The organism is Kutzneria buriramensis (assembly GCF_003387475.1).
Lineage (GTDB): Bacteria > Actinomycetota > Actinomycetes > Mycobacteriales > Pseudonocardiaceae > Kutzneria > Kutzneria buriramensis.
On record NZ_QUNO01000004.1, the window covers coordinates 123,635 to 144,015 of the forward strand.

Annotated in this window: 18 protein-coding genes; 14 read left to right on the forward strand and 4 right to left on the reverse strand. The window is 71.5% G+C overall.

Annotated elements, in window-relative coordinates; genetic code table 11:
* The first annotated feature begins 118 nt into the window (after positions 1-118).
* Positions 119-1,459 (forward strand): outer membrane protein assembly factor BamB family protein, encoded by a 1,341-nt coding sequence (locus BCF44_RS12525; protein WP_116174424.1) that lies wholly within the window; start codon positions 119-121, stop codon positions 1,457-1,459.
* On the opposite strand, the gene BCF44_RS12530 is transcribed toward BCF44_RS12525, so the two are convergent.
* A complete protein-coding gene (locus tag BCF44_RS12530) occupies positions 1,456-2,616 on the reverse strand; it encodes an esterase-like activity of phytase family protein (protein WP_116174886.1) in 1,161 nt (386 codons plus the stop codon). The genes BCF44_RS12525 and BCF44_RS12530 overlap by 4 nt on opposite strands.
* Before the next feature lie 66 nt (positions 2,617-2,682).
* Here BCF44_RS12530 and BCF44_RS12535 point away from each other — a divergent pair, with 66 nt between their 5' ends.
* Positions 2,683-3,090 (forward strand): SdpI family protein, encoded by a 408-nt coding sequence (locus BCF44_RS12535; protein ID WP_246014985.1) that lies wholly within the window; start codon positions 2,683-2,685, stop codon positions 3,088-3,090.
* 19 nt (positions 3,091-3,109) lie between these two features.
* Here BCF44_RS12535 and BCF44_RS12540 read toward each other — a convergent pair whose 3' ends face one another.
* Positions 3,110-3,682 carry a YqgE/AlgH family protein gene (locus BCF44_RS12540; RefSeq protein WP_116174425.1) on the reverse strand — a complete coding sequence of 191 codons (573 nt, stop codon included), beginning with the start codon at positions 3,680-3,682 and terminating at the stop codon, positions 3,110-3,112.
* Positions 3,683-3,754: 72 nt separating this feature from the next.
* On the opposite strand from BCF44_RS12540, the gene BCF44_RS12545 reads away from it, so the two are divergent.
* The gene (locus BCF44_RS12545; protein ID WP_342775592.1) at positions 3,755-5,038 is read left to right on the forward strand and encodes an MFS transporter; all 1,284 of its coding nucleotides are present in this window, start codon (positions 3,755-3,757) and stop codon (positions 5,036-5,038) included.
* A gap of 16 nt (positions 5,039-5,054) precedes the next feature.
* Here BCF44_RS12545 and BCF44_RS12550 read toward each other — a convergent pair whose 3' ends face one another.
* Entirely contained in the window at positions 5,055-6,506 is a 1,452-nt protein-coding gene (locus BCF44_RS12550; protein ID WP_246014986.1) for a CCA tRNA nucleotidyltransferase, read from the reverse strand.
* A gap of 91 nt (positions 6,507-6,597) precedes the next feature.
* Between BCF44_RS12550 and BCF44_RS12555 the strand changes: the two genes are divergently transcribed.
* The 9 genes from BCF44_RS12555 (at position 6,598) to BCF44_RS12595 (ending at position 16,976) form a co-directional block, all read left to right on the forward strand.
* A complete protein-coding gene (locus BCF44_RS12555) occupies positions 6,598-7,128 on the forward strand; it encodes an NUDIX hydrolase (RefSeq protein ID WP_116174426.1) in 531 nt (176 codons plus the stop codon).
* The gene (locus tag BCF44_RS12560; protein ID WP_147328475.1) at positions 7,125-9,353 is read left to right on the forward strand and encodes a DUF6049 family protein; all 2,229 of its coding nucleotides are present in this window, start codon (positions 7,125-7,127) and stop codon (positions 9,351-9,353) included. The genes BCF44_RS12555 and BCF44_RS12560 overlap by 4 nt, the downstream gene beginning before the upstream one ends.
* A complete protein-coding gene (gene murJ, locus BCF44_RS12565) occupies positions 9,350-11,008 on the forward strand; it encodes a murein biosynthesis integral membrane protein MurJ (protein ID WP_246014987.1) in 1,659 nt (552 codons plus the stop codon). The genes BCF44_RS12560 and murJ overlap by 4 nt, the downstream gene beginning before the upstream one ends.
* 150 nt (positions 11,009-11,158) lie before the next feature.
* The gene (locus BCF44_RS12570) at positions 11,159-12,649 is read left to right on the forward strand and encodes a protein kinase family protein (RefSeq protein ID WP_246014988.1); all 1,491 of its coding nucleotides are present in this window, start codon (positions 11,159-11,161) and stop codon (positions 12,647-12,649) included.
* Positions 12,650-12,703: 54 nt separating this feature from the next.
* The gene (sigM, locus tag BCF44_RS12575) at positions 12,704-13,321 is read left to right on the forward strand and encodes an RNA polymerase sigma factor SigM (RefSeq protein WP_116174428.1); all 618 of its coding nucleotides are present in this window, start codon (positions 12,704-12,706) and stop codon (positions 13,319-13,321) included.
* Positions 13,318-14,175 carry a hypothetical protein gene (locus BCF44_RS12580; protein ID WP_116174429.1) on the forward strand — a complete coding sequence of 286 codons (858 nt, stop codon included), beginning with the start codon at positions 13,318-13,320 and terminating at the stop codon, positions 14,173-14,175. Before sigM ends, BCF44_RS12580 begins: the two co-directional genes overlap by 4 nt.
* A 115-nt stretch (positions 14,176-14,290) precedes the next feature.
* A complete protein-coding gene (trxB, locus tag BCF44_RS12585) occupies positions 14,291-15,268 on the forward strand; it encodes a thioredoxin-disulfide reductase (protein ID WP_116174430.1) in 978 nt (325 codons plus the stop codon).
* 31 nt (positions 15,269-15,299) lie between these two features.
* Positions 15,300-15,626, forward strand: a complete 327-nt coding sequence (trxA, locus tag BCF44_RS12590; RefSeq protein ID WP_116174431.1) for a thioredoxin — start codon at positions 15,300-15,302, stop codon at positions 15,624-15,626.
* 204 nt (positions 15,627-15,830) lie between these two features.
* A complete protein-coding gene (locus BCF44_RS12595) occupies positions 15,831-16,976 on the forward strand; it encodes an N-acetylmuramoyl-L-alanine amidase (RefSeq protein WP_116174432.1) in 1,146 nt (381 codons plus the stop codon).
* Between the two features lie 58 nt (positions 16,977-17,034).
* Here the strand turns inward: BCF44_RS12595 and BCF44_RS12600 are convergent, their stop codons facing one another.
* A complete protein-coding gene (locus BCF44_RS12600; RefSeq protein ID WP_116174433.1) occupies positions 17,035-17,673 on the reverse strand; it encodes a GNAT family N-acetyltransferase in 639 nt (212 codons plus the stop codon).
* Positions 17,674-17,811: 138 nt separating this feature from the next.
* On the opposite strand from BCF44_RS12600, the gene BCF44_RS12605 reads away from it, so the two are divergent.
* On the forward strand, positions 17,812-19,149 hold the full coding sequence (locus tag BCF44_RS12605; RefSeq protein ID WP_116174434.1) for an aminotransferase-like domain-containing protein: 1,338 nt from the start codon (positions 17,812-17,814) through the stop codon (positions 19,147-19,149).
* A gap of 21 nt (positions 19,150-19,170) precedes the next feature.
* Entirely contained in the window at positions 19,171-20,124 is a 954-nt protein-coding gene (locus tag BCF44_RS12610) for a D-alanine--D-alanine ligase family protein (RefSeq protein ID WP_116174435.1), read from the forward strand.
* The last annotated feature ends 257 nt before the right edge of the window (positions 20,125-20,381 follow it).

A 20,381-nucleotide genomic window follows, 5' to 3' on the forward strand; every position in this document is an offset into this window, starting at 1 on the left:
GCCCGGATGGGCATGGAGGGCTGCCGCGTCGACCACTTCGTCAGGAGGTCAACGCGGCTAAATAAGGAGCAGGCGGACCGTGCTCATGGGCCGAAGTTTAGCGCACACTCTGTAGGTCATGCGCTGGGTTTGGATCTGCCTGGTTCTGTCGCTGGCCGCCTGCACCGCGACGCCCCCGCCCCCTCCGGCGCCGAGTACCACCACGACCACCGTCCTGCCCGCCATCGCGGCCGGCGACTGGCCCACGTACCACTTCGACAACCAGCGCACCGGCTGGAAGGACGATCTGCACATGGTGGGCACGCTCGCGCTCGCCTGGCACGCCAATCTGGACGGTCCCGTGTACGGCCAGCCGCTGGTCGTCGGCACGCACGTGCTGGCCGCGACCGAGAACGACACGGTCTACGCGCTGGATCCGGCGACCGGCCAGGTGCAGTGGCACACCCACCTGGGCACGCCGATGCCGAAGCAGGGCCTGCCGTGCGGGGACATCGATCCGCTGGGCATCACCGGCACCATGGCGTACGACCGGCTCACCGGCCGGCTGTTCGCGGTGGCGGAGACCGCGGGCGGCAGCCACACCCTGGTCGGCCTGGACGTCGACACCGGCACGGTCGAGGTGCAGGCGATCGCCGACCCGCCCAAGGGAGACACGGTCGCCTACGAGCAGAGCGCCGCCCTTGCGGTGAACGATGGCCGGGTCTTCATCGCCTACGGCGGCCTGACCGGCGCCTGCGGCAACTACGTCGGCACGGTGCTGTCGGTCCGCACCGATGGCACCGACGCGCACAGCTATCTGGTGCCGACCAGGGGCAAGGCGGGCTTCTCCGGTCCCGCCGGCGGCATCGTCGACAACTCGCGGCTGCTGTTCGCCGCCGGCGCCGGCGCGTCGACCGGCGGCCAGTACGACGACAGCGACTCGGTGCTGGCGCTGACCACCGACACGTTGAACCGTACCGACATCTTCACCCCGCCGACCTGGGACGACGACAATGCGCACGCGGTGGATCTCGGCGCGACGAGTCCGGTCCTGATGGGCACGCACGTGATCGTCACGGGCAAGCGCGGTGTCACGTACGTGCTAGAACAGGCCGATCTCTCGCATGTGGTCTCGCAGGTGCCGACCTGTCCATCGCAGGGCGCGCCGGTGGTGGCCGCCAACACGCTGGTCCTCCCGTGCCAGACCGGCCCCAAGGCGTTCAGCTACGCCAACAACGGGACGTTGACGCCGCTCTGGACCTCGCCGGTCGCGGCGGCCGGCTCGCCCGCGGCCGGTGGTGCGGCGTTCTGGGTGATCGACCCGGCCAGTGGCGTGCTGTACGCGCTGGATCCGGCGACCGGCGCGGTGCGGAGCCAGCTGTCGATCGGCCCCACACCGCGCTACGCCTCGCCGACGCTGTCCGTCGACCACGCCTACGTGGGAACGATGGACGGCGTCGTTGCGGTGGCCGGCGCCTAGCGCACGGCCAGCGCGATCACCTGGGTGACCTGGGCGGCGCTGAAGTTGTTGTCGCTGACCAGCAGCAGGGTCCGCTCGCCGTCGGGCAGCGTCAGCCCCCAAGTGATGCCCTCGATGTTGTCCACCTTGGGCAGGCCGAGCGTGTCCAGGTCGACCAGCAGCTTCTTGCTCACCGGCTTGATCTTCTTGCCGGCGATGGAGGCGACGTCCTTGATGTTGGTCGCGCCCTTGGTGTCGATCTCGTACACGCGGACCTTGTTGCCGACGCCGGTGACGAACGCCCGCTCCACCATCAGGTAGCGGGTGGGGTCGAAGGGGTCGTAGGCGACCATGCTCGACACACCGTTGGTGTCGTTGGCGTTCGGCGACGCCGCGAACAACGGGTCGATCGGGTACGCGTACTGCGCCAGCACCGGGCCGAACCGGCTCTGCACGGTGATCCGGGTCAGCGCGCCGGCGGTCGCCGTCGGGTTGGGGCCGTCCTGGAGCAGCGGGTCCTCCAGCTCGCTGACCAGCAGCGTGCCGGCGGCGGCGTAGGTGATGCCCTCCAGCGTCTGGTTCTGCCGCGGGCCGACGTTGTCGGTGGTCATCCGCTCGTTCGCGGGCAGCGGGTACTGGCCGACGTAGCTGCCGTCCGGCCGGACCTGCCGGATCGACGGGTCGAGCAGGGCGGTGGGGGGCGTCAGGATCCGCTCGCCCTCCTGGCTCCAGGTGATGTTCCCGGTCCACGGGTCGACCCGCAGCTCCTCCGGGTCGACGGTGCCGTCCCGGTCGCAGACCTCGCGCGAGGCGGCGCACGGCGTGGCGGTCCACTCCTTGATCGGCGGATACGTCTTGCCGTCCGGCCGCAGGAACGGGTGGGTGCCGGTGAAGTCCACTGAGTGGATGCCGGCGGCGTCCACATCGATCTTGGCGGTGTAGAACCGGGCCGGGTTGATCGCCGACCGGTCGTCGCTGATCAGCACGTACTGGCCGGTCCGGGGATCACGGTCGATGGACGACAGGCCCCCCACGGTCGTTCCCTGAAATGCGAGATTGAGCGGCACGATCTGCTCGCCGAGCAGGCGGACCCGGGACGGACTCGCGGCGGCGACGCCCGCGGTGAGGCCGACGGCCAGCAGGGCGGTGGTGGCGATGGTCAGGGTGCGTCCGAACATGGCGTGCAGCACATACGACCGGGGTGAAGTCCTGGTGGACACGGGATAACGCCTACCCTCCACGGTGTGAACCTCGCAGTCACGACGGTATCGGTGGTTGTCCTGCTCGTCGGCATGTCCTTCGGCGTGATCGGCGGGCTCGGCCTGCGCGGCACGCTGCGCCGCAACCGGTTCTTCGGGGTGCGCACCGAGGCCGCCATGCGCAGCGACGAGGCGTTCACCCTGGCCAACCGGGTGGCCGGCCTGCCGACCCTGGTCGCCGGCCTGGCCGGCGTGATCGGCGCGGCGACCTCGCTGGCGCTGCGCGACGCGATCCTGCCGCTGGGCGTGGGCGTGGTCGGCATGCTGGCGATCGTGCTGGCCGGCGCGGCGACCGGGAACAAGGCCGCCGAGGCCCTGCCGGAACCGGAGCCGACGCTACCGGCCGGGTGCGCCGGGTGCGCCTGTGGCGGGTGCAGCCTGGTGAAGCGCTGAGCCAACACTGCCCAACCGGTCAGTTCCGCAGCACGTCGCCCGGGTGACTGGCCTGCAACGCCAGCGGCATGCCCTGCCTGCGCAGCACCCGCCCCCACAGGTCGATGCCCGGCGGCGTCAGCACGTCGCCGGGCAGCCCGGCCACCACGTACCAGTCGCCGCGCTCGATCTCGCCGCCGAGCTGGTTGACGTCCCAGCCGGCGTAGCCGGCGAACACCCGTAAACCGCGCACCTTCGGCACCAGCGCCTCCGGGTCGGAGTCCAGGTCCACCATCGCCACCGGGCCGCGCACCGCGATCACCCCGTCGGTGCTGCCGACGTCCTCGCCGGTGTTCAGCGCGGCCAGGCACAGCGCCGTCTTCTGGTCCACGGGGCCGCCCACGAACACCGCCTGCGGCCGGCTGACGTAAGGGCCCCAGGCCGGCAGCACGTCGTGCACCGCGACCTCACTCGGCCGATTGAGCACCACGCCGAGCGTGCCCTCGCCCCGGTGGTCGATCACGTAGACCACGGTGCGGCGGAAGTTCGAGTCGAGCAGCTTCGGCGAGGCCACCAGCAGCGAACCGGGCTCGACTTCTCGGTCGGGGCGCACGCGTTGATGATCCCACTAAGCGAGACCCCGATATCGGCGACCGCGCCGATGCCGGCAACGTAGTCTGCTGCCGTGGTCGCAGACGGACACGCCGTGCGCAGGATGCTGGGTGATCCGGGGTTCCGGCGGCTGCTGTTCTGCCGGCTCGCCTCGCAATGGGCCGACGGCCTGTTCCAGGCCGGTCTGGCCGGCGCCGTGCTGTTCAACCCCGAACGACAGGCCGATCCGCTGGCCATCGCCGGCGGCTTCGCGGTGATCCTCATCCCGTATTCGGTGGTCGGCCCGTTCGCGGGCGCGCTGCTGGACCGCTGGGACCGCCGGCGGCTGCTGATCGTCGCCAACTTCGTGCGGGTGCTGCTGGTGCTGGTGGCCGCGGCGGCGGACGGCTTCGGGCTGAGCAACGGTCCGCTCTACGCCGCCGCGCTGTTGGTGATGGGCGCGAGCCGGTTCACCGGCGCGGGCCTGTCGGCGGCGCTGCCACACGTCGTGGAGCAGCGCGACCTGGTCACCGGCAACTCGCTGGTGGCGACCCTGTCCTCGGTCGCGACGGCGATCGGCGGCGCGACCGCGTTCGGGCTGCGCAACATCCTCGGCGCCGGCAACGTGGGCTCGGCCCAGGTGACGGCGGTGGCGATCGTCGGCGCGCTGGTGTCGGCGATGTTCGCGGCGCAGTTCGCGCCCGCCGCGCTGGGCCCGGACGAGGTCGACGAGCCGAGCCAGGCCTTCACGGCGGTGGCCAAGGGCATGGTCGACGGCGGCCGCGCGGCGCTGCGGGTGCCGAGCGTGGCCGCCGGTTTCATCGCGCTGACCGCGCACCGCATCGTCTACGGCGCCTCGCTGCTGGTGATCGTGCTGCTGATGAAGTACACGCTGCACAGCCACGGCATGCTGCGTGCCGGCGTGGGCGGCCTGAGCGAGGTTGTCGCGGCCGGCGCGGCCGGCCTCGTCCTCGCCGGCGTCTTCACCCCGGAGCTGGTCCGCCGCTTCGGCCGGCCGCTGGTGGTGGTCATCAGCCTGCTCGCGGCATGCGTCGGCCTGGTCGCCTTCGGACTGCCGACGACGGTGCCGACGCTGCTCGCCGCGGCGTTCGTCGTTACGTTCTGCGGACAGACCGTGAAGCTGAACGTGGACGCGGCCATCCAGCGCGACGTGGCCGACCAGTCCCGGGGGCGGGTGTTCGCTGTCTCCGACACCGTCTTCAACGCGGCGATGGTGATCGGCGTCGCGGTGGTGGCCCTCATCGTGCCGATGGACGGCCGGTCCCCGGGCGTGGTGATCGGCACCGCCGCGGTCTACCTTGTCGGCCTCGCCAGCTACCTGCTCGTGCTGCGGGCGCACCCCAACAGCCCGCGCTGACGTTTCACATGAAACATCAGTCGGGGACCTGCACGCCCTGCTCACGGGCCCAGGCGAACAGTTCGGCCACCGCCTCGTCGTGCTCCAGCGGCCCGCGGTCCAGCCGCAGGTCCTTGAGGAAGGTCCAGGCCTTGCCGACGATCGGCCCCGGCGGCACGTTCAGCAGCCGCATGATCTCGTTGCCGTCCAGGTCCGGCCGCACCCGGGCCAGGTCCTCCTCGGCGGCCAGCCGCGCGATCCGCTCCTCGAGCTCGTCGTAGCTGCGCTGGAGGTTCTGCGCCTTGCGCTTGTTCCGGGTCGTGCAGTCGGCCCGCACCAGCTTGTGCAGGCGGCTGAGCAGGGGACCGGCGTCGGTGACGTAGCGGCGCACCGCGGAGTCGGTCCACTCGCCCTTGCCGTAGCCGTGGAACCGCAGGTGCAGGAACACCAGCTGGGCCACGTCGTTGGTGATCTCCTTGCTGTACTTCAGCTCGCGCAACCGCTTGCGGACCATCTTCGCGCCGACCACCTCGTGGTGGTGGAAGCTGACGCCGCCGCCCTCCTCGAACCGCCGGGTCGGCGGCTTGCCGATGTCGTGCAGCAGCGCGGCGAGCCGCAGGATCAGGTCCGGACCGTCCTCCTCCTGGGCGATCGCCTGGTCGAGCACCACCAGCGAGTGCTGGTAGACGTCCTTGTGCTGGTGGTGCTCGTCGATCTCCAGCCGCATCGCCGGCAGCTCCGGCAGCACGTGCGCGGCCAGCCCGGTCTCCACCAGCAGCTCGATGCCGCGCTTGGGGTACGCGCCGCAGAGCAGCTTGGACACCTCGGTCTGCACCCGCTCCGCGGTGATCCGGGTGATCTCGTCGGCCATCGACGTCATCGCCTCGACCACGCGGGGCGCCGGCGTGAAACCGAGCTGGCTCACGAAGCGGGCCGCCCGCAGCATGCGCAGCGGGTCGTCGGCGAAGGACTCCTGCGGGGTCGCCGGCGTGTCGAGCACCTTCGCCGCCAGCGCCTCGAGGCCGCCGTACGGGTCGACGAAGCGCCGCTCGCTGATCTCCACCGCCATCGCGTTCACGGTGAAGTCGCGGCGCAGCAGGTCCGCCTCGATCGAGTCGCCGAAGGTCACCTCGGGGTTGCGGCTGACCCGGTCGTAGCTGTCCGCCCGGAACGTGGTGATCTCGAGCTGGTGGCCCTGCTTGGCCAGGCCGACCGTGCCGTAGGTGATGCCCGTCTCCCACACCGCGTCGGCCCAGGGCCGGACCAGCGCCAGCACCTGCTGCGGCCGGGCGTCGGTGGTGAAGTCCAGGTCGCCAGCCAGCCGGCCCAGCATCGCGTCCCGGACGGGTCCCCCGACCAGGTACAGCTGATGGCCGGCGGCGGCGAAGCGGGCGGCGAGCTCCTCGGCTACCGGGGCGACACGCAGGAGTTCCACCACGGCATTCTCACGCACGGAGTCGGACAGGACGGGGGATTTCGAACCGGGCACGGCAAGGCAGCGTATCGGTAGCGGGCCCGGTGTCGGAGCGCGATCGCCCTGCAACGGCCAGCACACGCGGCTCACCACTACCATCGCGTGCATGTCCCCGTCGACCGGTCGTTCCGGCGGAACCAAGCCGGGGCGCCGCAACCGGCGCCGGGGTCGGCGGCTGCGGACCGTCGACGAGACCTCGGCCGGCGGGCTGGTGCTGGACGAGACACACGGCCACGCTGCGATCATTGGCCGGCTCGACCGGCGCGGCCGGCTGCTGTGGTCGCTGCCGAAGGGACACATCGAGGCCGGGGAGACCTCCGAGCAGACCGCCATCCGGGAGGTCAGCGAGGAGACCGGCATCGACAGCAAGGTGCTGCGGACGCTCGGCACGATCGACTACTGGTTCGTGGCCGAGGACCGGCGGGTGCACAAGACGGTCCACCACTTCCTGCTCGAAGCGGTGGGCGGAGAACTCTCAGACGAGGACGTGGAGGTCACCGAGGTGGCATGGGTGCCGCTGGGCGAGCTGGACGATCTGCTTGCCTACGCCGACGAGCGCCGCCTGGTGCGGTTGGCGCTCGACCTGCTCTCCGACGGGTCGGCCGCCAGCGGGCGTTCCGGGACGGGGTCGGCGTGAGCGAGCTTGCGAGCTCACCATGGAGCACGGGCAAAAAGCTGCTGGCCGTCGTGGCGGCGGCGGGCGTCGCCGCGCTGACCGTCACCCCGTCGAGCGCCACCGCACAGGAGTCCGACCAGCAGAACCGCATCAAGATCAGCATCACCCAGGTCACACCGGAGCCGGTCACCTCGACCCAGCCGGACACCGTCCAGGTCACCGGCACGCTGGCCAACGTCGGCGACCGGCGGGTGTCCAACGCCCAGATCCGCCTGGAGCGCGGCGACCGGCTGGACGAGAACGGCCTGCGCACTGCGCTGTCCAAGCCGCAGACCGGCGTGAAGTTCAGCGAGTTCCAGCCGGCCGCGCCCTCGCTGGCCCCCGGCCAGCAGGTGAACTTCACCATCGCCGTCACGCTGCACGCGGTCAGCAACAACAGCCTCGAGGTCGACCAGCCCGGCGTGTACCCGCTGATGGTCAACGTCAACGGCGTGCCCGACTTCGGCGGCACGGCCAAGATCGGCGAGGCCACCACCCTGCTGCCCGTGCTGTCGGTGCCCGGCGGCGGCGAGCAGCAGAAGCCACAGACGCCGGCCAAGACCACCGTGCTGTGGCCGCTGGCCGACCGACCGCACCTGGTCACCGCCGACACCGCCGGCAACGCCGTGCTCGCCGACGACGACCTGGCCGATTCGCTGGCCCCCACCGGTCGGCTGACCAACCTGCTCGCCGCGTACGAGCAGGCCCCGCCCGGGCTGACCCAGGCGATCTGCCTGGCCATCGACCCCGACCTGGTCGCCACCCTCCAGTCGATGTCCGCCGGCTACCGCGTGCAGACCCCGGCCGGCCTGGTGGCCGGCAAGGGGCAGTCCTACGCGCACGCGTGGCTGGACCGGCTCAAGGGGGACGTGCCCGGCCGCTGCGTGTTCGCGCTGCCCGGCGCCGACGCTGACCTGAACGCGCTGGCCCGCGCCGGCGCCACCTCGCTCGTGCAGTACGCACTGGTCAACAACGAGCTGAAGACCGCGCTCGGCGTCGCCCCGTTGAGCGGCATGACCTGGCCGATCGACGGTCAGCTGGACCCGAAGACGCTGGCCGCGTTCACCGACAACTCGAAGAAGACTCTGGACACCAGCCTGTTGTCCGGGGCCAAGGTGAGCAGCGTGCTGCTGTCGGCCGCCACCGTGCCCGGCACCGACCCGGTGCAGCTCGGCGACAAGGGCCCGCGCGTGATCCGGGTCGACGACCTGGTCACGTCCGCGCTGGCCGCCGGCCCGACGGCCGCCCTGAGCGCGCTCCAGCTGCACGCCGGCTCGTCGCTGCCGATCGTGATCGCCCCGCCGCACGTGTGGACGGCCTCGCCGGCGGACGCCGCAACCCTGCTCAACGGCGTCCAGACGCTCGCCGACCAGCTGTACCTCGCGCCGACCGCGCTGGCCGCGCTGGCGTCCGGCCCCACGCCGACCTCGAAGGTCGCCCCCGGCTACGGCGAACAGGCCACCGAGCTGTCGCCGACCGCCGCGGGCAACGTCGCCCAGGCCAACACGCACGCCTGGGACCTGTACAACTCGATGGACCAGGAGCCGGCCTCCACGGTCACCCCCGACCAGGTGATGGCTCCCACCTTCGACGCGCTGCTGCGCGCCGGCTCCGGCGCCTGGCGCGGCAACGACGCCGCCGCGGCCCTGGCGCTGGCTGCGCCGGACGCGATGCTCCGCGACCTCCAGAGCCAGGTCGGCATCATGGAGCCGAAGAGCCCGATCACGCTGGCGTCCCAGGACAGCCCGCTGCTCGTGACCGTCTACAACCGCCTGCAGGTGCGGGTGAAGGTCGGCGTGAAGCTCCAGCCGCTGAACGGCATCACCGCCGCGCCGTCGTACCAGTGGATCCCCGCCGGCCTGCCCCGCGACCTCCAGATCAACGCCAACGTGGCGCGCAGCGGCCGCTTCACCGTGGTGGTGTCGCTGGCCACCACCTCCGGCGCCACGGAGCTGGGCAGTCCGGCCCGGATCGACCTGACCTCCACCGCGTTCGGCACGGTCAACCTGATCATCACCGGGCTGGCCGCGTTCGTGCTGTTCGCGCTGTCCGGGCGGCGGATCTACCGCCGGATCGCCGCCGCCCGCAAGCGGCGCACCGAGCCGCCGGCCGAGACCGACGCCGAGGTCACCGAGCCGATGCACACGCCGGTCCCGGAGAAGCTGACCGCCGGCGTGCCCGGCGACGAGAGGTCGAACGACAGGTGAGCGAGCCGGCGACGATCATCATCAGAGCCGCTGACCTGCAGGGCGAAGAAAGTCCATCGCTGGCCAAGGCGAGCGGCTCGATGGCCATCGCCACGCTGATCAGCCGGGTGACCGGCTTCGGCTGGCGGCTGGCGCTGACCGTGCTACTGGGCATCACCGCGACCCAGGACGCCTACAACGCGGCCAACAACTTCCCGAACATGATCTACGAGCTGTTCGTCGGCAACGTGCTGACCAGCGTGATGATCCCGGTGCTGATCAAGGCCCGGCACGACGACGAGGACAGGGGCGTCGCCTACACCCAGCGCCTGGTCACCATGGGCACCGTCATGCTGCTCGCGGTCACCGTGCTCGCGGTGGCCTGCGCGCCGCTGCTGACCAGCGTGTTCGTCGACAGCTCGACCGGCCAGTCCCGGCCCGAGGTGGTCACCGCCTTCGGCTACCTGGTGCTGCCGGAGATCCTGTTCTACGGAATCAGCGCCCTGTTCAGCGCCATCCTCAACGCGCAGAACATCTTCAAGGCGCCGGCCTGGGCGCCGGTGGCCAACAACGTGATCATGTTCGGCACGCTGGCGGCGTACGTGATCGTGCCCGGCGACCGGGACCTGAACCCGTTCCACTTCACCGACGCCAAGTTCCTGGTGCTGGGCATCGGCAGCACGCTGGGCGTGGCCGCGCAGGCTGTGGTGCTGGTGCCGGCGCTGCTGCGCAGCGGCTTCAAGCTGCGCTGGCGGTGGGGCTGGGACAAGCGGATCGGCCAGTTCGGCGGCCTGATGGGGTGGGCCTTCGGCTACGTTCTGGTCAGCCAGGTGACGGTGTGGGCGACCACCCGCGTGGCCACCGGCGCGGCCGGCGGCGGCCTGTCGATCTACCTCCAGTCCTGGAACCTGCTCCAGGTGCCCTACGGCGTGCTGGGGGTGTCGCTGCTCACCGCGATCATGCCGAAGATGAGCCAGGCGGCCGCCGAGGGCGACGTGCCCGGCGTGCTGGACTACCTGTCCCAAGGCAGCCGGCTGACCGCCGTGATGCTGGTGCCGATCAGCGCCCTGATGACGGTCCTCGGCCCGGCCATGGGCGTCGCGCTGTTCTCGCTCAAGTCCTCGGAGGCCGCGGGCGCGTTCGAGCTGGGCTTAGGCGTGACGGCGTCGGCCTTCCTGCTGCTGCCCTACGCCGTCACGCTGTTGCAGCTGAGGGTGTTCTACGCGTTCAACGACTCGCGCACGCCGACCGTGCTGCGCCTGTTCATGGTGATCTTCCAGGTCCCGCTGACCTTCGCCTGCCCGCTGGTGCTGCCCGCGCAGGACGTGGTCTACGGCATCGCCTGCGTGAACGGCCTCACCTACGCGGTGGGCATGCTGATGGGGGAGATCTGGCTGCGCCGCCGGTTCGGCAAGCTCGGCAGCCGCCGCGTGGTGCGGACCTACGTCAAGACCGGCGTCAGCTCCGTGTGGGGCGCGGCCGCCGCGCTGGCCGTGGTCCTGCTGGTTACCCACTACATTCCCGGGGGTATCCACCGGGCGGGCGGAGCCTGGGTGACCCTGCTCGGTGGCGGCCTGCTCGGCCTGGCCTGCGCGTTCGGCATGATGACGTTGCTCAGAGTGCACGAGCTCCAGCCGGCGCTGAGCCGAATCACCCGATTCGTGCGGCGGACCTGAGGGTTCACCCACAGCCCGACCGACCTGTTTCACGTACCCTCGACCCCGAGCGGGACGGGAGAGCACGCGGTGAGCACCTGGCCGACCGAGATGGCCCCGCCCGGCAGAGGCACTGCCGGGCCGCCCAGCCCTGCCCTCCAACCGGGGGGCATGGTCGGCGACGGACGGTACCGGCTGCTCAGCTACTCCGGCACCGACGGGCGCTGCAACGCCCAGATGTGGCGGGCCCGCGACGGTCAGCTCGGCCGCGACGTGGCCCTGACGGTGTTGCTCGGTAACCAGGGTGACGCGCACGCGGCCGCAAGGGTTCGACGCACGCTGGAACGCGCCATGCACGGCGCCAGCTACGCGCACCCCGGCGTGTCCCGCATCCTCGACGTGCTCAGCCCCGGCAACGGCATCGCGCCGCGGGAGCACGTCCTCGGCATCGTCGTCGCCGAGTGGACCAACGGCACCGACCTGATCGACCTGATCGCCGACGGCCCGCTGCCGGCCGCCACCGCGTCCCGCCTCCTGGAGCCGCTGGCCGCCGCCGTCGAGGGCGCGCACCACGCCGGCCTGGTGCTGGGCACCGAGCACCCCCAGCGCATCCGTGTGACGCCCGAGGGGCAGCTGCGGCTGGCCTTCCCGGGCCCGCGCGCGGAGGCCTCCTCCCGTGACGACGTCAAGGGGCTCGGCGCGATCCTGTACCTGCTGCTGACCGGCCGCTGGGCGCTGCCCGGCGGGCCGCAGGGGCTGCCGGTCGCGCCGATCGGCCCCAACGGCAGCGTGGTCGCCCCCCGCAGCCTGCACCCGATGGTCCCGCACGCGCTGTCCGCGGTGGCCGTGCGCAGCCTGGAGGACACCAGCGTCGGCGGCATCCGCACCGGCGCCGCGATCCTCCAGGTGCTCGACGAGATCGCCGAGGCGGAGGCCGAGACCGGGCTGATCCCGGTGGTCACCGAGCAGGAGCCCGAGGACAACGTCGTCTGGACGACGCAGCGCCCGGTCAAGGACAAGACCCGCACCCGCAAGCTGGCCATCGGCGTCACCGCGCTGGCCGTGGCCACGCTGTTGGTGCTGGGCTGGATCGCCATGCAGGTGGTCGGCTTCTTCAACGAGAACAACACCAAGGGCGACAGCGGCCCGCCGCTGGTGATCAGCCAGGTGGTGCCGACCACCGAGACCAAGCAGTCCATCAACAACGCGCCGACGCCGACGACCGGACCGGTCGCGCCGGCCAGCATCAGCGTGTTCAACGTGGCCAGCGACCCGGACAGCCCCAACAAGGGCGGGCTGGCCATCGACGGCGACCCGAACACCTCGTGGCGGACCGACAAGTACCTGTCCAACTTCCCGGCGCTCAAGCCCGGCATCGGCCTGATGGCGACCTTCGCCCAGCCGGTGAAGCTGGCCCAGGTCGTGATCACCTCGCCGAGCGCCGGCACCAAGGTGGAGATCCGCACCGCCGCCAGCGACCAGCCGCAGCTCCAGCAGACGCTGGTCGTCGGCAGCGCCACGCTGGCCGCCGGCGACACCACCATCCCGGTCAAGATGACCGCGCCGGGCCAGCGCATCGTGGTGTGGATCACCAGCATGAGCCCCAGCGGCAAGCTGTGGGCGTCGCAGATCGCCGAGATCAAGTTCATCGGCGGTCGTTGATCACCCGATCGGCCGCGTCAAGAGGCCCGGAAGCAGTACCGATATCCTCAGCGGGTGACCGCAGCCGCCAGCTCGGACGCCGACCTGATAGCGGCTCATGCCGCCGGCGATCCGCACGCGTTCGGGGAGCTGGTCAGGCGACATCGGGACCGGATGTGGGCGGTGGCCGTTCGCACCCTTCGCGATCCCGACGAGGCGGCTGACGCGCTCCAAGAGGCCTTCATCTCCGCGTTCCGGGCGGCCGGCTCGTTCCGGGCCGAATCGCAGGTGACCACCTGGCTGCACCGCATCGTGGTGAACGCCTGCCTGGACCGGATCCGGCGACGTCAGGCCCGGCCGACCGTGCCGCTGCCGGAGGCCGGCGGGCAGGAGCCGTCCGTGCCCCGCGACGCCGTGGCCGAGCTCCAGACCCGGATGGTCGTCCAGGACGCGCTGCACGAGCTGCCCGCCGAGCAGCGCGTGCCGATCGTGCTGGTCGACGTCGAGGGATACTCGGTGGCGGAGACCGCCAAGATGCTGGGCATCGCCGAGGGCACCGTGAAGAGCCGCTGCGCCCGCGGTCGTACGAAGCTGGCGAAACTTCTCGGGCACCTGCGGAACCCAAGTGCAGATGCGAACGTCCCAGGTAGTGCACCGGGTTCGCATCCGCAACGCCTCAGGGAGGGCCGATGAACGGGGATTCGCCCCACGGCGGGCAGCCGTGGTCCGTTGACCTGCTCGCCGACCTGCACGCGGACGGCGGCGACCGGACCGCCCTGGACGCCGACGCGCACGCGGTGCTGTCCGCCCTCGACACGACGCAGGCGGAGCTCGCCGCCCTGCCGCCGATGCGGATGCCCGACGACGTTGCGGCTCGTATCGACGCCGCCCTGGCAGTGGAGGCTGCCGCTCGCGCCGGTGCCGTGTCGCCGGTGACTCCGTTCCAGGCCGCCGCAGCCCCTGTGCCGCCGCAGGCCACCGGCGCAGCCGCCATGCCGTCCGCACCGGTGCCGTTGCGGCCCGCCGCCGCGCCCCCGGCCTATGCCCAGCACCCTGCGCCGGTCGTCGACCTCGCCGAGGCCCGTCGCCGTCGCAACCGCCGGCTCGGCATCGCCGGCGGCCTGATCACGGCCGCTGCCGCCGTCGCCGGCGTGGTGTTCGTGGTGCTGCCCGGCAACAACACCGCCGGCATCCCGCAGGCGGTCCCGCTGCCGACCACCTCGTCCAGCGTCCAGACCGACCCGCAGAACAACGGCCCGCTGACGCTGCGCGACGGCGACCTGCCGGCGGCCGGCATCAAGGCGGTCGGGTTCCACGACTACGGCCCGTTCGCCGACGCCGGCAAGCTCGACGCCTGCCTGACCGCCAACGGCCAGCCCGCCGGCACGAAGCCGATCTTCGGCCGGCCGGCCACCCTCGAGGGGCGGCCCGTCGAGATGTTCCTGCTGTCCACCGGCAAGCCCGTGCGCTACCAGCTGCTGGTCGTCGGCGCCGAGTGCGCCGCCGGGAATCCGGCCACCGTCGCCAACAGCACCATCGGTCACTGATCGACAGCGGTGACGGCCGGCCCGGTGCCGGCCGTCACTCTCCGGTGCGGAATGCCGGACACCTACCATCGCGTTCAACGGTACGTCTGGCGAACGCGATACGGAGGTCGTGTCAGTGGCGGCGGAATCAGAAGTCCGGAACCTGATCATCGTCGGGTCCGGCCCCGCGGGCTACACCGCGGCGGTGTACGCGGCCAGGGCGCAGTTGCAGCCGCTGGTGTTCGAGGGAACCCAGTTCGGCGGCGCCCTGATGACCACCACCGAGGTGGAGAACTACCCCGGGTTCCGCGACGGCATCATGGGCCCCGAGCTGATGGAGCAGATGCGGGCGCAGGCCGAGCGGTTCGGCGCCGAGCTGCGCACCGAGGACGTGGAGCAGGTCGAGCTGACCGGCGACATCAAGTACGTCACCGCGAACGGCGTCCGCCACGCCGCCCGCGCGGTGATCCTCGCGATGGGCGCGGCGGCCCGCTACCTCGACGTGCCGGGCGAGCAGAAGCTGCTGGGCCGCGGCGTGTCGGCCTGTGCGACCTGTGACGGCTTCTTCTTCCGCGACCAGGACATCGCGGTGGTCGGCGGCGGCGACTCGGCGATGGAGGAGGCCACCTTCCTCACCCGCTTCGCCCGCAGCGTCACGATCATCCACCGGCGCGAGGAGTTCCGTGCCTCCCGGATCATGCTGGAGCGGGCCCGGGCCAACGACAAGATCAAGTGGCTGCTGAACGCCGAGGTCGTCGAGGTGCTCGGCGACACCACGGTGGCCGGCGCCAAGATCCGCGACACGCGCACCGGCGAGGAGTCGGAGCTGGCGGTCACCGGCCTGTTCATGGCCATCGGCCACGACCCGCGCAGCGCGCTGGTCGCCGACCAGGTCGACCTGGACGAGGACGGCTACGTGCGGGTGCTCGCGCCGTCCACCTACACCAAGCTCGACGGCGTGTTCGCGGCCGGCGACCTGGTGGACCACACCTATCGGCAGGCGATCACCGCGGCCGGCTCCGGTTGCGCCGCGGCCATCGACGCTGAACGCTGGCTGGCCGACCGGGCCGCCGACGACGCCGAACCCGAGGCGACCGCCGTCCCCGTCAACTGAGCTTCGTCCCTTCACCCACGTAGGAGAGAACATGGCCGGCAACACCGTGACCGTCACGGACAAGTCCTTCGACCAGGACGTCCTCAAGAGCGAGAAGCCCGTGCTGGTGGACTTCTGGGCGACCTGGTGCGGTCCGTGCAAGATGGTCGCGCCGGTGCTGGAGGAGATCGCCGCCGAGCACGCGGACAAGCTGACCATTGCCAAGCTGGACATCGACGCCAACCCGGCGATCGCCCGGGAGTACCAGATCATGTCGGTGCCGACCATGATCCTCTTCCAGAACGGCCTGCCGGCCAAGCAGATCGTCGGCGCCAAGCCGAAGGCCGCGATGCTCAAGGAGCTTTCCGCGGTGTTGTGACACGCCGCGAGGCAACCCGTTCGAGTGACCCGTGCGTCTTACCCTTCGACGCACGGGTCGCTGCGCTTCTGGGCCGTTCGGACCAGCTCCGTAGTGGGCCGAACGCTCTGCGTAGCCCTGTTCTGAGCATTGTCACGGGCAGGGCACAATAGGGCGTCACACACCGCGCCGGAGGTATCCGGCGCCCTAGACGAGCGAGGGTGTATGCAGGTTCTCCGTCGCGGTGACGTCGGTCCGGCAGTTGCCGAGATCAGGTCGACTCTCATCGCGCTGGGGCTGCTGTCGGCGACCGCACGGGATGGCGAGGTCGTCTTCGACGCCGAGGTGGAGCACGCGGTGCGTGCCTTCCAGCAGCAGCGAGGCCTGATCACCGACGGCCTGGTCGGCCCGGCCACCTACGCAGCCCTGCGTGCCGCCACGTACCAGCTCGGCGACCGCCCGCTGACGTACCTGGTCTCGCACCCGCTGACGGGCGACGACGTGGCCACCCTCCAGGAGCGGCTGCTGGAGCTGGGCTTCGACGCGGGCCGCCACACCGGCGTGTTCGACCAGCAGACCGAGCTGGCGCTGCGCAGCTTCCAGCGGGAGTACGGCCTGACCGTCGACGGCATCTGCGGCGCGGAGACGGTCCGCGCGCTGCGCCAGCTGACGCCGAAGGTCCGCGGCGGCCGGCCGGTGCTGCTCCGCGAGCAGGAGCAGGTCCGCCAGGCCGGTCCGCGGCTGCGCGGCAAGCGCATCGTGATCGACCCGGGCCACGGCGGCCGGGACCGCGGCGTGGTCGTCGGCACGCACAGCGAGGCCGACGTGGTCTGGGACCTGGCCCGCCGGCTGGAGGGCCGCATGCAGGCCACCGGCATGGAGGCGCTGCTGTCCCGCGGCCCCGACCAGTGCCCGCCGGAGCGGGAGCGGGCCCGGTTCGCCAACGAGGCGGGCGCGGACCTGATCCTGTCGCTGCACGTCGACGCGAACGCGTCGCCGCAGGCCAGCGGCGTGGCGACGTTCCACTACGGCACCGGCAACGGCACCACCACCTCGACGGTGGGCGAGACGCTGGCCGGCTTCATCCAGCGCGAGCTGGTGGCCCGCACCGGACTGCCGGACTGCCGCACGCACGGCCGCACCTGGGACATCCTGGTCGGCACCCGCTGCCCGGCGGTGCGGATCGAGGTCGGCTACCTGACCAACGCCGCGGACCGGGGCAAGCTGGCCGATCCGACGTTCCGGGACACCGTGGCCGAGGGCATCCTGGTCGCGGTGAAGCGGCTCTACCTGCTGGGTGAGAACGACCAGCCGACCGGCACCTTCACGTTCGCCGACCTGATCCGGCACGAGCTGGCCAAGGCCGAGTAGGCGAGAGATCGACAAATCGCCCCTGCCCAGTGCTTCCCCTGCTGGTCAGGGGCGTTTTTCACGCCGGGCGCAGGCTGGGTTCGGCGCTGCCGACGCCGGTGATGGTGACGGTGCCGAGCAGCCGCTCCAGCGCCGCCTCGACGTCTTCCTTCCACGACAGGGCGGTGCGCAGCTCCAGGCGCAGCCGGGGCCAGCGCGGGTGCGGACGGACCGTCTTGAAGCCGACGGAGAGCAGGAAGTTCGCCGGGATCACGCAGCTGGACTCGTCGTCGATGGACGCGTCGCTGAACGCCTCGATCGCCTTCACGCCGCGGCGGGTGAGGTCCTTGGCCACCGCCTGTACCAGCACCCGGCCCAGGCCGCCCCGTTCGAACTCGGGCAGCACCCGCAGCGCGGTCAGCAGCACGGCGTCGGCCGACACCGGGGCGGTGGGGAAGGCAACGGCACGGGGCACGGCGCTCGGCGGCGCGTACAGCGCGTAGCCGGCGGGCACGTTGTCCACGTAGATGATGCGACCGCAGGAGCCCCACTCCAGCAGCACGCTGGAGACCCAGGCCTCCTTCTCGAAGTCGGTCTGCCCGTACTCCTCGGCCTGCTCCTTCAGGTGCGGAGCCAGCTCCCAGAACACGCACTTACGGCACCGCTTAGGGAGGTGCTCCAGGTTGTCCAGAGTGACGCCCACAACGCGCCGCGACACCCGACCTCCCACGCGCAGACCTGAACCCCGCGTGACCCCACGGGAACGCGAACCAGCATAGGCCGGTGTGACGAGCGCCGGAAGGACTCAGCCCCGATCGGGACGCCCGTTACACTCGTCTGATCTACCACGCCTCACATGTTGAGGGAGGCAGGCGTGAGCGACACCGGATCTCAGCCGGCGCACCAGGCCGGACGTAGCCTCGACCCGCACCTCGGCCGCTACGCGGCGCGGACGGCGGGCATGACGGCATCTGAGATCCGAGCGCTCTTCGCGGTGGCGAGCCGCCCCGAGGTTGTCTCCCTGGCCGGCGGCATGCCCTATCTTTCCGCACTTCCGCTGGACTCGCTCGCCGCCGACGTCGGCCAGCTGGTGGCGACCGAGGGCCTGACCGCGCTCCAGTACGGCTCCGCGCAGGGCACCGTCGAGCTGCGCGAGCAGATCTGCGAGGTGATGGCCCTGGAGGGGATCACCGCGCACCCCGACGACGTGGTGGTCACCGTCGGCTCCCAGATGGGGCTGGACATGGTCACCCGGGTGTTCTGCGACCCGGGTGACGTCGTGTTGGCCGAGGCCCCGTCCTACGTGGGCGCGCTGGGCACCTTCTCCGCCTACCAGGCGCAGGTGGTGCACGTCGAGATGGACGACGCCGGACTGGTGCCCGAGGCGCTGCGCCAGGCCCTGGCCGCGGTGCGCGCCCAGGGCCGCCGGGTGAAGTTCCTCTACACCATCCCCAACTTCCAGAACCCGGCCGGCGTGACGCTGTCGGTGCAGCGCCGCTCGGAGATCCTGGAGATCTGCGCCCAGCACGACGTGCTGGTGGTCGAGGACAACCCGTACGGGCTGCTCGGCTTCGACGGCCAGACCTACCCGGCGCTGCGGTCGGTGGAGCCGACCAACGTTGTGTACCTCGGGTCGTTCTCCAAGACCTTCGCCCCCGGCCTGCGGGTCGGCTGGGTGCTGGCGCCGCATGCGGTGCGGGAGAAGCTGGTGCTGGCCGCCGAGTCGGCGACGCTCTGCCCGCCGGCGTTCACCCAGGCCGTGGTGAGCCGCTACCTGTCGCAGCACGACTGGAAGGGCCAGATCAAGACCTACCGGGAGGCGTACCGGGAGCGCCGGGACGCCACGCTGGCCGCGATGGAGCAGCAGCTGCCCGCCGGCTGCACATGGACCAAGCCCCAGGGCGGCTTCTACGTGTGGTTGACGGTGCCGGAGGGTCTGGACACCAAGGCGATGCTGCCGCGGGCCGTCACGCAGCGCGTGGCCTACGTGCCGGGCACCGCGTTCTACGCGGACAGCTTCGGCAGCCGCCAGATGCGCCTGTCGTACTGCTACCCGACGCCGGAGCGGATCCGGGAGGGCGTGCGCCGGCTGGCCGCCGTGCTGGAGGGCGAGCTGGAGCTGCTGCACACCTTCGGCACGGTGTCGCACCGCCGGCTGTCCGGCGCGCAGACGCCGACTCCGGACACCGCCTGACCGTCATCTACGGTGACTGCCATGTCGGATCGCTGGGTCGCCGTGCTGTCGGGTGGGTTGTCGCACGAGCGGGACGTGTCGCTGCGCTCGGGTCGCCGGTTGTCGGCCGCGCTGCGGTCGGTGGGGTTGACCGTGGAGGAGTGGGACGCCGACGCCGGCCTGCTGGAGCGGCTGCGCACCAACAAGCCGGACGCGGTGGTCGTCGCGCTGCACGGCGGTGAGGGCGAGAACGGCTCCATCCAGTCGATCCTGGAGATGTTCGGCGTGCCCTACGTCGGCACCGACTCGCGGTCGTGCCGGCGGTCCTGGGACAAGCCGACCGCCAAGGCCGAGCTGGCCCGTGTCGGGCTGACCACGCCGGACTGGGTCGTGCTTCCCCACAGCACGTTCCGGGAGCTGGGCGCGCAGGCCGTGCTCGACGCGCTGGTGGACCGGATAGGGCTGCCGCTGATCCTCAAGCCCGACCAGGGCGGTTCCGCGCTGGGCACTCAGGTGGTCCGGGACGCCGCCGAGCTGCCGGCCGCGATGGTCGGCTGCCTGGCGTACGGCGACACCGTGCTGGCCGAGCAGTTCGTCGACGGCGTCGAGGTGGCCGTCGGCGTGCTGGAGGGTCCGGCCGGGCCGGAGGCACTGCCGGCGGTGGAGATCAGCCCGACCACCGGCACGTACGACTACACCGCCCGATACACCGCCGGCCTCACGGAGTTCCACACGCCCGCTCGGCTCGCGCCGGCGGTGGCCGTCGAGGTCGGCGAGCTGGCCGTCGCCGCGCACCGGCTCCTCGGGCTGCGGGACGTCTCGCGCACCACCGCGATCGTCGCCCCGGACGGCACGGTCAACTTCCTTCAGGTGAACGTGTCGCCCGGGCTGACCGAGACCTCGCTGCTGCCCATGGCCATCGAGGCTGCCGGCCGCTCGCTCGGCGACACCTTCGCGACCCTGATCGAGCGAGCCGTCGCCCGAGGCGCTCGCTGAGCAACCGGAGCCCGCCGGCGCGACCCACTCCCGGTCCGCCGGCCCGGCCCTCCCGGAACGCTCTTCGCCACCGGCGCGACTCTCCTGGTTCCTGCCGGCTCGCCCCGCTCGACCTTCATCGCCGCCGGCACGCGAGTCACATTCGATCCGCCAGCCCGGCCCTCCCGGAACGCTCTTCGCCACCGGCGCGACTCTCCTGGTTCCTGCCGGCTCGCCCCGCTCGACCTTCATCGCCACCGGCACGCGAGTCACATTCG